16 protein-coding genes are annotated in these 14,936 nt (G+C 34.4%); 1 reads left to right on the top strand and 15 read right to left on the bottom strand.

The window, feature by feature from the left end; genetic code table 11:
* Positions 1 to 4 precede the first annotated feature (4 nt).
* The 15 genes from nuoL to aspS all read right to left on the bottom strand — a co-directional run bounded on the left by nuoL (position 5) and on the right by aspS (position 13,717).
* Entirely contained in the window at positions 5 to 1,888 is a 1,884-nt protein-coding gene (gene nuoL, locus ACHRVX_RS08980; RefSeq protein WP_395331393.1) for an NADH-quinone oxidoreductase subunit L, read from the bottom strand.
* A gap of 6 nt (positions 1,889 to 1,894) precedes the next feature.
* Positions 1,895 to 2,215: an NADH-quinone oxidoreductase subunit NuoK gene (nuoK, locus tag ACHRVX_RS08985; protein WP_017494599.1), complete on the bottom strand. Its 321-nt coding sequence runs from the start codon at positions 2,213 to 2,215 to the stop codon at positions 1,895 to 1,897.
* A complete protein-coding gene (locus tag ACHRVX_RS08990; protein ID WP_055097509.1) occupies positions 2,215 to 2,754 on the bottom strand; it encodes an NADH-quinone oxidoreductase subunit J in 540 nt (179 codons plus the stop codon). Before ACHRVX_RS08990 ends, nuoK begins: the two co-directional genes overlap by 1 nt.
* Positions 2,755 to 3,300, bottom strand: a complete 546-nt coding sequence (locus tag ACHRVX_RS08995; protein WP_059114695.1) for an NADH-quinone oxidoreductase subunit I — start codon at positions 3,298 to 3,300, stop codon at positions 2,755 to 2,757.
* A 119-nt stretch (positions 3,301 to 3,419) separates the two neighbouring features.
* Positions 3,420 to 3,941 (bottom strand): ORF6N domain-containing protein, encoded by a 522-nt coding sequence (locus tag ACHRVX_RS09000; protein WP_395331396.1) that lies wholly within the window; start codon positions 3,939 to 3,941, stop codon positions 3,420 to 3,422.
* Between the two features lie 93 nt (positions 3,942 to 4,034).
* A complete protein-coding gene (gene nuoH / locus ACHRVX_RS09005; RefSeq protein WP_395331398.1) occupies positions 4,035 to 5,093 on the bottom strand; it encodes an NADH-quinone oxidoreductase subunit NuoH in 1,059 nt (352 codons plus the stop codon).
* The gene (locus ACHRVX_RS09010; RefSeq protein WP_395331400.1) at positions 5,093 to 6,124 is read right to left on the bottom strand and encodes a 2Fe-2S iron-sulfur cluster-binding protein; all 1,032 of its coding nucleotides are present in this window, start codon (positions 6,122 to 6,124) and stop codon (positions 5,093 to 5,095) included. The genes nuoH and ACHRVX_RS09010 overlap by 1 nt, the downstream gene beginning before the upstream one ends.
* A 93-nt stretch (positions 6,125 to 6,217) precedes the next feature.
* On the bottom strand, positions 6,218 to 7,588 hold the full coding sequence (nuoF, locus tag ACHRVX_RS09015; protein WP_395331402.1) for an NADH-quinone oxidoreductase subunit NuoF: 1,371 nt from the start codon (positions 7,586 to 7,588) through the stop codon (positions 6,218 to 6,220).
* A gap of 1 nt (position 7,589) precedes the next feature.
* On the bottom strand, positions 7,590 to 8,120 hold the full coding sequence (locus ACHRVX_RS09020) for an NAD(P)H-dependent oxidoreductase subunit E (protein WP_047774917.1): 531 nt from the start codon (positions 8,118 to 8,120) through the stop codon (positions 7,590 to 7,592).
* Between the two features lie 151 nt (positions 8,121 to 8,271).
* Positions 8,272 to 9,510 carry an NADH-quinone oxidoreductase subunit D gene (locus tag ACHRVX_RS09025; RefSeq protein ID WP_395331404.1) on the bottom strand — a complete coding sequence of 413 codons (1,239 nt, stop codon included), beginning with the start codon at positions 9,508 to 9,510 and terminating at the stop codon, positions 8,272 to 8,274.
* Between the two features lie 24 nt (positions 9,511 to 9,534).
* The gene (locus tag ACHRVX_RS09030; RefSeq protein ID WP_395331406.1) at positions 9,535 to 10,056 is read right to left on the bottom strand and encodes an NADH-quinone oxidoreductase subunit C; all 522 of its coding nucleotides are present in this window, start codon (positions 10,054 to 10,056) and stop codon (positions 9,535 to 9,537) included.
* 1 nt (position 10,057) lies between these two features.
* Positions 10,058 to 10,606 carry an NADH-quinone oxidoreductase subunit B gene (locus ACHRVX_RS09035; RefSeq protein ID WP_127338250.1) on the bottom strand — a complete coding sequence of 183 codons (549 nt, stop codon included), beginning with the start codon at positions 10,604 to 10,606 and terminating at the stop codon, positions 10,058 to 10,060.
* 175 nt (positions 10,607 to 10,781) lie between these two features.
* The gene (locus tag ACHRVX_RS09040) at positions 10,782 to 11,147 is read right to left on the bottom strand and encodes an NADH-quinone oxidoreductase subunit A (protein ID WP_055097501.1); all 366 of its coding nucleotides are present in this window, start codon (positions 11,145 to 11,147) and stop codon (positions 10,782 to 10,784) included.
* Between the two features lie 242 nt (positions 11,148 to 11,389).
* Complete coding sequence (locus ACHRVX_RS09045) at positions 11,390 to 11,584, bottom strand: cold-shock protein (protein ID WP_007137066.1); 195 nt, start codon at positions 11,582 to 11,584, stop codon at positions 11,390 to 11,392.
* A gap of 381 nt (positions 11,585 to 11,965) precedes the next feature.
* A complete protein-coding gene (gene aspS / locus ACHRVX_RS09050) occupies positions 11,966 to 13,717 on the bottom strand; it encodes an aspartate--tRNA ligase (RefSeq protein WP_395331409.1) in 1,752 nt (583 codons plus the stop codon).
* A gap of 158 nt (positions 13,718 to 13,875) precedes the next feature.
* Between aspS and ACHRVX_RS09055 the strand changes: the two genes are divergently transcribed.
* Positions 13,876 to 14,871: a TlpA family protein disulfide reductase gene (locus ACHRVX_RS09055; protein WP_395331411.1), complete on the top strand. Its 996-nt coding sequence runs from the start codon at positions 13,876 to 13,878 to the stop codon at positions 14,869 to 14,871.
* The last annotated feature ends 65 nt before the right edge of the window (positions 14,872 to 14,936 follow it).

The raw sequence follows: 14,936 nt of genomic DNA on the forward strand, positions 1-14,936 counted from the left end.
AAAATTATTTAGCTAAAAATATATAGGAAACAATGGCGCAAAGACCCAAAACAAAAGCAAACAGATATAATCCGATACTTCCGCTTTGTAATTTTTTACCTTGAAATCCTATTTCATTGGTTACTTTTCCTAATCCGAAAACAAGTGCTGATAAACCTGTTTCAACAGTATCTCTAAAGAATTTTGATAATCCGTTAATAGAGCGAACAAATATTGCGTCGTAAATTTCATCTACATAATATTTGTTGTATAAAACTTTAGTCAGACCTGTAATGTTTTCGTCAGTTTCAGGAACGTTGTCTTGTTTAAAGTATTTAATGTAAGCAATTAATATACCTAATAATCCACCTAAAACAGCAACTCCCATTAAAGTATATTCTGTTGTTCCTAAATGATGTTCTTCGCCAGCCACTTTTATGAAAAGCGGAGCTAAGTATTCATTTAACCAACTATTTCCCGGCAAACTTATTAATCCGCCAAAAGTAGCCAGAATTGCTAAAATTATAAGAGGGAAAGTAATCAATGTGCCACTTTCATGTAAATGATGTTTTTGCTCTTCAGTTCCTCTAAAATCTTTAAAGAAAGTGAGGAACATTAATCTGAACATATAAAATGCCGTCATGATTGATGCAATAGATCCAATAACATATAAAGGAATACTATGCTCAAAAGCCGTTAATAATATTTCATCTTTAGAGAAAAATCCTGAGAAAAACGGAATCCCTGAAATTGCTAATGATGAAATCAACATTGTCCAGAACGTGATTGGCATTGCTTTACGCAAACCACCCATTTTACGCATATCCTGTTCGCCATGCAAACCGTGAATTACAGACCCTGATCCTAAGAACAAGCAAGCTTTAAAGAAAGCGTGTGTGATTACGTGAAAAACAGCAACTTCATAAGCACCAAGTCCTAATGCTAAAAACATTAATCCTAATTGTGAAACGGTAGAGTAGGCCAAAACCTTTTTAATGTCAGTCTGAACTAAACCAATTGTTGCAGCAACTAATGAAGTTATAGCTCCAATGACAGCAATAATATTTTGTACATCCGGAGCTAAATCAAATACAAAGTTTAATCTAGTTACCATAAAAATACCAGCTGTAACCATTGTTGCAGCGTGAATCAATGCAGAAACCGGAGTCGGTCCAGCCATCGCATCAGGTAACCAGGTATATAACGGAATTTGTGCTGATTTACCACAAGCTCCAATAAACAAGCACAAAGCAGCTAATGAAAGCAATGGCAAATTCAGGTTTGTTGCGCCAACAATAGCGGTTTTTAAAGTTGCATAATCTAAAGTCGAGAACATTGAACCAATAATGAACATTCCAATTAAAAGACCTAAATCTCCAATTCTGTTCATTATAAAAGCTTTTTTCGCAGCATTATTGTAATCCTGGTTTTTATGCCAAAATCCAATTAATAGGTACGAACAAAGTCCAACGCCTTCCCAACCAATAAATAAAACTAATAAGTTACTTCCCATTACAAGCGTAATCATGAAGAATATGAACAGATTCAAATAGGCAAAGAACTTGTGCATATTTTCATCATCGTGCATATAACTAATAGAGTATAAGTGTATCAATGAACCAATACCAGTTACAAAAAGCAACCACAATAATGATAACTGATCTAATAAAAATCCAAGATTAATATGTAAATTACTAATTTGAATCCAGTCAAATAAAGTAATCTGAATGGCTTGTTTTGTTTGGCTGATTTGATTGAAAAAGAAAAGCGTAACAGCAAAAGAAACTACTACAGCAGCAGTCCCAATAATTCCTGAAACAGTTTTTCCTAAGCTTTTGCCAAAGAAAACATTGATTAAAAATCCTAAAAAAGGAGCTAATACTAAAACTAAAGCTAAATTGGTATCCATTTCCATTTATCCTTTTAAATTTTTTAAATTATCGATACTAATCGAACCTAAATTTCTAAAGATCGAAACTAAAATAGCCAATCCAACTGCAACTTCTGCTGCAGCAACTGCCATCGAAAAGAATACAAAGACTTGTCCTTGTGCATCTTGATGATAAGTTGAAAAAGCAACAAATAAAAGGTTAACAGCATTCAACATGATTTCGATAGACATGAAAACGATAATAGCATTTCGTCTGTACAATACACCAAAAATACCAATACAGAAAAGTACAACACTTAAAAAGATGTAGTTTTCAATACCTATTTGATTTAATATATTACCCATTATTTATTTAATTTTTCTTTTTTAGACAATAATACAGTTCCAATCATAGCTACTAAAAGCAAGATCGAAGCGAATTCAAACGGAACCATATATTCGTTCAGTAATATTTTACCCAATACTTTAATAGACTGGAAATCTTCACCAGTTGAATCATACTCTCCAACAATTGGTTTAGAATTGATGAAAATGGCAATCAACACAATACAAATCAAACAGAAAGATACAATTGCACCCAGACGTGTAATTCTTGGTCTGTGCACATCTCGCTGTTCGTTCAAATTCATCAACATGATCGTAAACAGGAACAAAATCATAATAGCTCCAGAGTAGACTATAATATGTACGATAGCCAAAAATTGAGCGTTTAATAATAAATAGTGACCTGCAATAGAAAAAAAACAAATCACTAAGTAAATAGCGCTATGAATTGGGTTTCTGCTAAATATAGTCAGGAAAGCGGTGATTACAGTAATAAACGCTAAGAAACAAAATATAATTTGTACAGTTGTTGCGTGTGCAAAATCAGGAATATGTATCATTTAATTAGCATTATTAAGTTGTGCATTTTTGATAGCCACATCAAGAGGCATCACTAATCTGTCTTTTCCAAAAATGAAATCTTCTCTTTCATAGCTTGAAGGAACCAATACTTTAGAAGTCGTCAAATAAATGGCGTCTTTTGGGCATGCTTCTTCGCATAAACCACAAAAAATACAACGTAACATATTGATTTCGTATATTGAAGCGTATTTTTCTTCTCTGTACAAATGTTTTTCATCAGCTTTACGTTCAGCAGCTTTCATTGTGATAGCTTCAGCAGGACATGACAAAGCACATAATCCGCAGGCAGTACAGTTTTCACGACCTTGTTCATCACGTTTCAACTGGTGTTGACCACGATAAACCGGACTCATTTCACGCACTTGTTCAGGATAGTGAATGGTCACTTTTTTTCTGAATAAGTGTTTAAGTGTGATGAATAATCCTTTCACAATCGCCACAAGATACAATCGTTCCCAAAAAGTCATCTCTTTATTTGAGACCATCTTCTTTCTACCCGATAATGATATAGTTTCTATTGACATTTTTTTAATTTTTATTTTGAAGCCTAATCCTGCTATCCGCTATATCTTTTATTTTTTAAAGAAAAAAAATAAAAGGATACTGCTTCTATCAGGGCTAAGGCATTTGGTATTAATCAAATTTATTTTTTATAACCAATTTTTGTTCTTTCAATCTTATTTTCCTGTTTGTCCATTAACTCATCCAAATAAGTAAAGACTAATTCAATGTTTTTACTCTGATTCGATAATTTTGTTTTTATCTCTTCAATTTCCAATTTCATATTCAAGGTTTCCGAAATCTCCTGACGGATTTTTGTAAAAACACGAATAATTTGAATATTAACTCTTATAGCCGTTGCGCTATTCAAAACACTTGATAACATTGCAACTCCTTGTTCTGAAAACACCATCGGAACATATCGTGTGCCTCCCCAACTTGAGGTGCCAATTTGGCTCCTCAAGATTTCGCTTTCAATTTCAGTCAATTCAAACATAAAATCATCTGGGAATCTTTCTATGTTTCTACGAACCTGTCTTTTGAGTTGTTTAGTTTCCACTCCATAAAGTATGGCTAATTCAGAATCAAGCATTACCTTTTGTCCTCGAATAAGCAATATTTTGCTAATTATGAATTCTTCCGTAATAATTAATTCTTCACTCATTCATTATTTTTTATGCAGTGGGTGTAATTTACAACCGCTTTTTTGTTTTAGTGTCGCAAATTGTGATACCTAAGAATTAGACGCACTTTTAATTTAAAATCCTAAATATGCTGCGATTTGATGTCTTAAAATAACAACTCCGGTAATCATGATATTAACTATTGAAAGCGGAATCAAAATCCTCCATCCTAAATGCATTAATTGGTCATATCTAAATCTTGGAATTGTCCAACGTACCCACATATAGAAAAATATAAAGAAACATACTTTAGCAAATAATGCTACCATTCCTAAAACGTTTCCAATATTTACACCAACATTTTCTACCATCCATTGCATTCCCGGATAGTTATATCCTCCAAAAAATAATACAGAAATAATAGTTGCTGAAGTAAACATACTTGCATATTCAGCAAATAAATAGAATCCCATTTTCATGGATGAATATTCAGTATGGTAACCTCCAATTAATTCAGATTCACATTCAGCCAAATCAAAAGGAGTTCTGTTTGTTTCTGCAAACGAACAAATTAAGAAAATCAAGAATGATAGAGGCTGATAGAATACATTCCAGTTCATTCCTTGTTGCTGTAATGAAATTTCTTTTAAACTCATTGTTCCTGTCATCATCAACAATGCAATCATTGATAATCCCATTGCAACTTCATAAGAAACCATTTGCGAAGCCGCACGAACAGCTCCCATCAATGAGAATTTATTATTAGAAGCCCATCCACCAATCATGATACCATAAACTCCAACTGAAAGAACTCCAAAAATATACAGTAAAGCAATATTAATATCAGTTGCCTGAAGTATTACATCTCTTCCAAAAACATGAAGTTTATCTCCCCACGGAATTACCGCACTAGTCATTAAAGCAGTACTCATGGCGATTGCGGGTCCTACAACAAATAAAAATTTGTTAGGCGTATTTGGAAAAAATTCTTCTTTCGAAAATAATTTCATACCATCAGCAAGAGGTTGCAATAATCCTCCCCATCCGGCACGGTTAGGTCCTACACGATCCTGAAGAAAAGCAGCAACTTTACGTTCAGCCCAGGTAGAATACATTGCCATAATCATCGTCACGGCAAAAACCACAACAATTACAACACTCTTTTCTATAATAAACGCACCATCTACCATCATTAAGAATTTTTGTTGTTAGTGTTTAATGGAATTTCAGCCATACTAATTTTTTTACGGTCGATATCTCTACCTTCCAATATTGTTTTTTCTGTAGCAATTATTACTTTCTCTAATTTTTGAGTGTAATTGTTTTGGTTGATAACAGAATCTTTTTCAAATTCTCTTGGTCCTTCAATAACCCAGTCGTTTACGTTTTTGTGATCAAAACGACAACTGTTGCAAATGAATTCTTCTACTTCATGGTACTCATCTTTACGACCGGTCACACGTTGGATTTCTCCTCCAAACATCCACACAGTTGTTTTACCACAACATCCCGGAGTTGTACATTCTCTGTGTGCATTGTAAGGCTTATTGAACCAAACTCTTGATTTAAAACGGAAAGTTTTATCAGTCAATGCCCCAACAGGACAAACGTCGATCATGTTTCCGGAGAATTCATTGTCAATAGCTTTTGAGATACCGGTTGAAATATTAGCGTGATCTCCACGATCTAATACTCCGTGAACTCTGTTGTCAGTCAATTGATCTGCAACTTGTACACATCTTTGACATAAAATACAACGGTTCATATGTAGTTGAATATTTGGACCAATATCTTCTGGTTCAAATGTTCTTTTTTCTTCAATAAAACGTGATTTTGGATTTCCGTGCTCAAAACTCAAGTTTTGAAGATCACATTCACCAGCCTGATCACAAACCGGACAATCTAATGGGTGATTGATCAGTAAAAATTCAGTTACAGATTTACGCGCTTCGGTTACACGATCCGATGATTTACTGTTTACTTCCATTCCGTCCATACAGCCTGTTACACAAGATGCCATTAATTTTGGCATTGGTCTTGGGTCAGCTTCACTTCCTTTTGCAACTTCAACTAAACAACAACGACATTTACCGCCGCTGCCTTTTAATTTTGAGTAATAGCACATGGCTGGCGGAACTAAATCTCCACCAATCATACGTGCAGCTTGCAGGATCGTTGTTCCTGGCTCTACGTCTATACTTTGACCGTCTATGGTTACTTTCATCTCTTTGTTTTGTTTTTTTAGTTTCAGGTTTAAAGTTTCAGGTTGGGTACCTGTAACTAAAAAAACATGAAACTTGAAACTATTTTTTAACTTTTATACAATTACTTTACCGCCTACTAAATGCTTTACTTGCGAGAAAGGTTCAGTAACAAAGTGATCTCTATTTTTTATCTTTTCAGGGAAACGAACGTGATATTCAAATTCATCTCTAAAATGACGAATAGCTGCTGCTACTGGCCATGATGCGGCGTCACCAAGCGGACAAATTGTGTTACCTTCGATTTTGCTTTGAATGCTCCACAATAATTCGATATCCTCTTCACGGCCCTGACCGTTTTCGATTCTCCACAATATTTTTTCTAACCAACCTGTTCCTTCGCGACATGGTGTACATTGTCCGCAAGATTCGTGGTGATAGAAACGAGCAAAATTCCAGGTGTTTCTTACTACACAAGCAGTATCATTATAAACAATGAATCCACCTGAACCTAACATCGATCCGGTAGCAAAACCACCATCACTTAAAGATTCGTAAGTCATTAATCTGTCTTCACCATTAGCCGTTTTGAAAATTAATTCAGCTGGCAAAATCGGTACTGAAGATCCTCCCGGAACAAATGCTTTCAAAGGTCTGCTGGAAGACATTCCTCCTAAGTATTCATCAGAATTCATAAATTCATCAACACTTAATCCTAATTCAATTTCGTATACTCCCGGATTTTTTATGTGTCCTGAAGCAGAAATTAATTTAGTTCCTGTTGAACGGCCTACACCAATTTTAGCGTAATCATCACCGGAATTGTTGATAATCCAAGGCACAGTAGCGATAGTTTCAACATTGTTTACAACTGTAGGGTTTGCCCATAATCCAGAAACTGCAGGGAATGGTGGTTTAATACGAGGGTTTCCTCTTTTACCTTCTAATGACTCAATAAGTGCAGTTTCTTCTCCGCAAATATAAGCACCAGCTCCACAATGAACATATAATTCTAAATCGTAACCTGTTCCTAATATATTTTTTCCTAACCAACCGGCAGCTTTAGCTTCGGCGATGGCTCTTTCTAATATTTTGAAAACCCACATATATTCTCCACGAATGTAGATATAAGATAGGTTAGCACCTAAGGCAAAACTTGATGTAATCATTCCTTCGATCAATAAGTGAGGAATATACTCCATCAAATAACGATCTTTGAAAGTCCCTGGTTCAGACTCGTCGGCGTTGCAAACTAAATGTCTTGGTTTTCCTGATTTTTTGTCAATAAAACTCCATTTCATTCCAGCTGGGAATCCAGCTCCACCACGACCACGAAGACCTGATTTTTTCACTTCTTCAACAACTTCGTCAGGCGTAAGTGTTTTTAAAGCTTTTTCTACAGAAGAATAACCACCATTTTGGCGATATACTTCATAAGTTTTAATACCCGGAACATTGATTTTATCTAATAATATTTTTTGTGACATATTATTTATCGTGTAATATTATTTTATCATCTCTGCAATCAGCGATTAACTGATCGATTTTTTCTTCTGTCAATTTTTCTTTGTAGAAATCTCCTAACTGCATCATAGGAGCGTATCCGCAAGCGCCTAAACATTCTACGCCGGCAATGGTAAACATTCCGTCAGGAGTTGTTTCGCCCATTTTGATGCCTAATTTTTCAGAAGTATAATCCATTAAATTTTCAGCACCATTTAAACAACAACAAGAAGTCTGGCAAAATTCAAACATATATTTTCCAATTGGTTTTTGGTTGTACATGGTATAAAACGTAACCACTTCGTAAACTTCAATTGGTTTTATATGCAAAATTTCAGCAACTTTATCCTGCAACTCTGTACTTAACCAGTTATCATGCGCATCTTGCACTTCGTGCAAAACAGGCAACAAAGCTGATTTTCTTTTGTCTTCAGGATAATGACTGATTAACTCATTGATGCGATTCATCAATGCTTCAGTCATGTTTATTTCTTGTTTGTAATGTTTTCTTTCCATTCTTATTTTGGATTTTAGATTTTAGATTTTAGATTTTTCAATCCGTATCTATAATCGGCATTCTGCAATCTTTTTTTTAATTTTAGATTTTCTCAGTTTAGATTTGATATTTTTTCAATCTGAAATCTATATTCTAAAATCTACAATCTTCTTATGCGTCTAATTCTCCTGCAATAACATTTAAACTTGACAGAATAACAATTGCATCTGATAATAAAGCGCCTTTGATCATTTCAGGATATGCCTGGTAATAAATAAAACAAGGTCTTCTAAAATGCAATCTGTATGGAGTTCTGCTTCCGTCTGTAACTAAATAAAATCCTAGTTCTCCATTTCCGCCTTCAACAGGGTGGTAGATTTCTGCAACCGGTACAGGAACTTCTCCCATTACAATCTTAAAGTGGTAAATTAAAGATTCCATTGAAGTGTAAACATCTTCTTTTGGAGGAAGGTAATAATCAGGAACTTCTGCATGATATTCATTTCCGGCTGGCATTTTATCTAAAGCCTGACGAATAATGCTTAAACTTTCGCGAACTTCTGCATTACGAACACAAAAACGATCGTAAGTATCACCTGATTTTCCAACAGGAACAATAAAATCGAAATCTTCATAAGAAGAGTAAGGATGTGCAACACGAACGTCATAATCAACTCCGGCAGCACGTAAATTTGGACCTGTAAATCCGTAAGCCATTGCTTGCTCTGCTGAGATTGCACCTACGTTTACCGTTCTGTCAAGGAAAATTCTGTTTCTTTCGAATAAGTTTTCAAATTCTTGCCATGCGACAGGAAAATCTTTTAAAAACACATCCAGTTTGCGGAATGCTTCTGGTGTCCAATCTCTTTCGAAACCACCAATTCTTCCCATATTTGTTGTTAAACGTGCTCCACAAATTTCTTCGTAGATCTCGTAAACTTTTTCTCTAAATTGAAAAACGTACAAGAAACCGGTATACGCACCAGTATCTACACCAAGAATCGAATTACAAATCAAGTGATCTGTAATACGCGCCAATTCCATTACGATAACTCTTAAATATTGAGCACGTTTAGGTACTTCGATATTTAGTAATTTCTCTAAAGTCATCCACCATCCCATATTATTAATAGGAGAGGAGCAATAGTTCATACGGTCTGTAAGAGGGGTAATTTGGTAAAAAGGACGATTTTCGGCAATTTTTTCGAAAGCTCTGTGAATGTAACCAATAGTTGGTTCAGCTTCAAGAATTCTTTCACCGTCCATCAACAGGATATTTTGAAAAATACCGTGAGTGGCCGGGTGTGTAGGACCTAAATTCAATACTGAAAGCTCGCTTCCGTCTTCGTTTAGTTTATCCTTTACTATTTTAGCATAACGATGCTCTGGGGGTAATAATAGTTCTGACATTTATAATGTTGAATTATTTATTTTTTAGCAATTTGTTGTTGTTCTTCCAAAGAATCTATCATCTTTATCAGTTCTTCCGCTGTCTTCCATTGGGAATTCTTTTCGCATTGGGAACGATATCATTTCATCCATATTCAAAATACGTTTCAATTGCGGATGACCAACAAAGTTAATCCCAAAGAAATCGTAAGTTTCTCTTTCCATCCAGTTTGAACTTAAGAAAATATTTGAAATGGTTTTTATTTCCGGTTTTTCGCCGTTAAGATATACTTTGATTCTAATACGTTTGTTTTCGTACCAGTTGTGCAGGTGATACACAATTGCAAACTGACGATCTAATTCGTTGTCCGGATAGTGAATACCGCATAAATCGGTTAAAAAGTGAAAACGTAAGTCAGAGTCGTTTTTCAAAAAAAGAATTAAAGCTGTAATTTTATCAGCAGTAGTTTCCAGTGAAAAAATATCTCTTTCTTGTTGAAAGTTAAAAACACTTGCGTCAAATGTTTCTGTAAGTTTATCCTGAATCAGGGTATTTTCTAAAGCCATCTTATGAAATGTTATATGAAGCTAGTAATTCTTGGTACTCTGGTGAACTTCTACGTCTCACAGATTCAGATCTTACCAATTCTTGAAGTTTCATTACTCCATCTACTATTTGTTCTGGTCTTGGAGGACATCCCGGGACATAAACGTCAACTGGAATCACTTTATCGATTCCTTGTAAAACGGAATAAGTATCAAAGATTCCGCCTGATGAAGCACAAGCTCCAACTGCAATAACCCAACGAGGTTCTGCCATTTGCTCGTAAACTTGTCTTAAAATAGGGGCCATTTTTTTAGAAATAGTTCCCATTACCATTAGCATATCAGCCTGACGGGGAGAAAAACTCACACGCTCAGAACCAAATCGTGCTAAATCATAATGTGAAGCCATTGTTGCCATAAACTCGATTCCGCAACAAGAAGTTGCAAACGGTAAAGGCCAAAGAGAATTCGCGCGCGCCATTCCTACTACATCATTTAGTTTTGTGGCGAAAAAACCTTCACCAACAACACCTTCAGGAGGGGCAACCATATTTACTTTTGAATCGCTCATTTTTATTTTAGATTTCTGATTTTAGATTTTAGATTTGGGGAAATCGTAAAAATTAAAATCAATTTTTAAATCAGTATATTAATTCCAGGAAATCAAATCTTAAATTGTAACTCTAAATCTATTCGGATAACCGATTCTTAAATCTAAAATCACCAGTCTAAAATCTAAAATCGTTTTATTCCCAGTCTAAGGCTTTTTTCTTGATGATATAGAAAAAGCCAACTAAAAGAAGTGACATGAATACGATCATCTTTAACATTCCTTCAATACCAAGTTCTTTAAAGTTTACTGCCCAAGGGTAAAGAAAAATTACCTCTACATCAAACAATACAAATAAAATGGCTACCAGGAAATATTTTACTGAAAAAGGAATACGGGCGTTACCAACAGATTCGATACCGCACTCAAAGTTTTTATCTTTAACTTCTGAGGTTCTTTTTGGTCCTAATTTTCCAGAAATAATGATTGTTCCTACCACAAAACCAACAGCCAGAATAAACTGCATTAAAATAGGAAGATAACTGTATTGATCAGATTGCATAAACTTAGGTTTTTTACTTAAAGAATAAGCCACAAAGATAACTTTCAACTCTGTAAATCACAAGCTAAAAAAGGATTTAAGTGTATCACTTAAGGGTCATTATTTGTAATTTTTATTGATTATAAATAATAACAACCTATTTTAAGTTTTTTTTAAGATTTGAGCAAAAAAAAACGTCTCGAAATTAATCGAAACGTTTTTAAACCATTCAGAGGCAAAAAAAATAAATTGCTATATTTTTCTTAGATTACTGCTACTTTAGCAGCAACTTTCCCTTTTCTTCCTTCTTCTTCTTCGTAGCTTACACGGTCACCTTCGCGTAATTCTTCCGCGTTAATTCCTGAAGCGTGAACGAAGATATCTTTTCCTGTTTCTTCGTCTGTAATGAATCCATAACCTTTAGATTCATTGAAAAATTTTACTGTACCTGTACGCATTGTAATTGTAATAATAATTTATAATGAAGCAAATGTAATATATAAATTCATACAAAAGACAAGAAGGTGTTAATTTTTTGTAAAAATTATTGATTCACAGTGTTTTCGCTATTTATATTGCATCAATTTTGATATGTAAGTGCTTTATTTAGGAATCATCAATTGTAAGAAAAAAAGCTGTAAAAGTAGCTTATAGTGTACAAATATTTCTTAACTTTTGCAAAAGTAAATCCTGTAATTATGGGTTATGTGAGAGAATACTTGTATTTACTGAGGTTGTTGATTTCAATGAACCTGTTTTTCAAATTAAAAAATGTATAAAAAGAAAAACGGCAGCTAAAATTTTTTAGCTGCCGTCTCATTTTTCAAATTCTCAAAAAATTATATTGAGTCAATTTTAATGTGTAATTCTTTTAATTGGGCATCATCAATTTTAGCCGGTGCATCGATCATTACATCACGTCCTGAATTATTTTTTGGAAATGCAATAAAATCTCTAATGGTTTCCTGACCTCCCAAAATAGCAACTAATCTGTCAAGACCAAATGCTAAACCTCCGTGTGGTGGTGCTCCAAACTGAAAAGCATCCATTAAAAAGCCAAATTGCGCTTTTGCTTCGTCTTCGGTAAAGCCTAAATATTTAAACATCAATTGTTGAGTAGCTTTATCATGAATACGAATTGATCCTCCACCAATTTCATTTCCGTTTAAAACCATATCGTAAGCATTTGCACGAACTTTTCCAGGTTCTGTTGCCAGTAAATGCATGTCTTCAGGTTTTGGAGATGTAAATGGGTGGTGCATTGCGTGATAACGACCCGTTTCTTCATCAAGCTCTAATAATGGGAAATCAACTACCCAAAGTGGTGCAAATTCTTCCGGTTTACGCAATCCTAAACGAGTTGCTAATTCCATACGAAGTGCAGAAAGCTGACCTCGTGTTTTATCAGCCGGACCAGAAAGAACAAAAATCATATCACCAGGTTTTGCTCCTGTAATTTTTGCCCATTGTGCTAAATCATCCTGATCGTAGAATTTATCTACAGATGATTTGAAAGTTCCATCGTCATTACATTTTGCATACACCATTCCTGATGCGCCAACCTGAGGACGTTTTGCCCAGTCAATTAATCCGTCAATTTCTTTACGGGTATAATTTCCTGCTCCAGGAACTGCAATTCCCACAACTAATTCCGCAGCGTTGAATACCGGAAAATCTTTATGTTTTGCAAATTCGTTTAACTCACCAAATTCCATCCCAAAACGAATGTCCGGTTTGTCATTTCCGTATGTTTTCATGGCATATTCGTAGGTAATTCTTGGGAATTTATCTACATTAATACCTTTAATTTCTTTTAGTAAATGTCTTGTCAAACCTTCAAAAACATTCAAAATATCTTCTTGTTCCACAAATGCCATTTCGCAATCGATTTGTGTAAACTCAGGCTGACGATCTGCACGCAAATCCTCATCACGGAAACATTTCACGATCTGAAAATATTTATCCATTCCGCCCACCATCAATAATTGTTTAAAGGTTTGTGGAGATTGCGGCAATGCATAAAATTGTCCTTCGTTCATACGACTTGGTACAACGAAATCTCTTGCGCCTTCCGGAGTCGATTTTATTAAATAAGGAGTTTCAACTTCGCAAAAATCTAAATCAGATAAGTATTTACGAACTTCCATCGCTACTTTATGACGGAATAATAAACTGTTTTTTACAGGATTTCTTCTAATATCTAAATAACGATATTTCATTCGGATATCTTCTCCACCATCCGTTTCATCTTCAATAGTAAAAGGAGGCGTTAATGCTGCATTTAAAACAGTCATTTCTGTAACTAAAATTTCAATTTCACCAGTCGGAATGTTTTTGTTTTTGGCTTCACGCTCAATTACAGTTCCTTTTACCTGAATCACAAATTCTCTACCAAGAGTTTTTGCCAGTTCAAAAACCGTTTTATCCGTACGACTTTCGTCGAAAATAAGTTGTGTAATTCCGTAACGGTCACGTAAATCGACCCAATTCATAAATCCTTTATCGCGTGATTTCTGAACCCAACCCGCTAGTGTAACTTCCGTATTAATATTTGAGGCGTTCAATTCGCCACAATTATGACTTCTATACATGATCAAAATTTTAGACTGCAAAAGTAAACACAAAATTCAAGATAATATAGTAAAGTGATAAAGTTGATACATCGAAATTTGAAATATTTTGTTAATTCTTAAATTTTGACGCTGTAATTTCTTTAGATTTGAATCACTAAAAGCAAACTATAATTATTATGAAAAAACTTTTTATAACTGGTCTGTTGATTTTTAGCGCTTTGCATGTTATTGGTCAAGCTAAAAATCAAATCAAATTCACGGCTAAAATCTCTAACAGAAATAGCGATACTTTAGTTATTAGAGGCAAGGATAATTTTAAACAAGTTATCCCAATTGATAAAAAAGAAGTTTTTGCAGCTAATTTTGAAGCTCCTAAAGGATTTTATATGTTTTCTGACGGAACAGAATCTTCTAATTTATATTTAAAGGCGGATTCAGAAATTAACTTAACAATGGATGCCAAGGAATTTGATGAGACTATTTTATATAAAGGTAAAGGTGTTGATGAAAGTAATTTCATGGCACAACAGGCTTTAAAAGATGAGCAATTTCAAAAAGAGGCTTTCGCCAAAGAACCGACAGAGTTTGCGACTTTATTAGCGGCAAAGAAAAAGGCAGATATTGAAAATGTTGAAAAAGGTAATTTTGATCCTGAATTTAAAACAGCATTAAAAAACAGTCTTGAAAGTTTTAATCAATATGCTGCACAGGAATACGACAGAGCATCAAAAGCAAATAAACTAAACGGAAAACCTTCGCCCAATTTTGATTACGTTAATTATAAGGGAGGGAAAACTAAACTTTCTGATTTAAAAGGTAAATATGTTTACATCGATCTCTGGGCAACCTGGTGTGCGCCTTGTAGAGCTGAGATTCCGTATCTGCAAAAAATTGAAGAAAAGTATCACGGAAAAAATATTGAGTTTGTTAGTATTTCAATTGATAAACTGAAAGATAACGAAAAATGGAAAAAATTTGTAGCTGATAAAAGTCTGGGCGGAATACAATTATTTGCTGATAAAGATTGGGAATCTGAGTTTGTAACCAGTTATGGCGTAACCGGAATTCCCAGATTTATTATTGTTGATCCAAAAGGAAATGTTTTAAGTGCAGATGCTGATCGACCATCATCTCCAGAGCTTCAGAAGCAATTAGATACATTATTAAAGTAAATTATTATAAAACTTACAACGATATAGTAAATTATCATATTGTAATAAATATCAGTAAAACCAGT

Source organism: Flavobacterium sp. FlaQc-47, from assembly GCF_044006475.1.
GTDB lineage: Bacteria > Bacteroidota > Bacteroidia > Flavobacteriales > Flavobacteriaceae > Flavobacterium.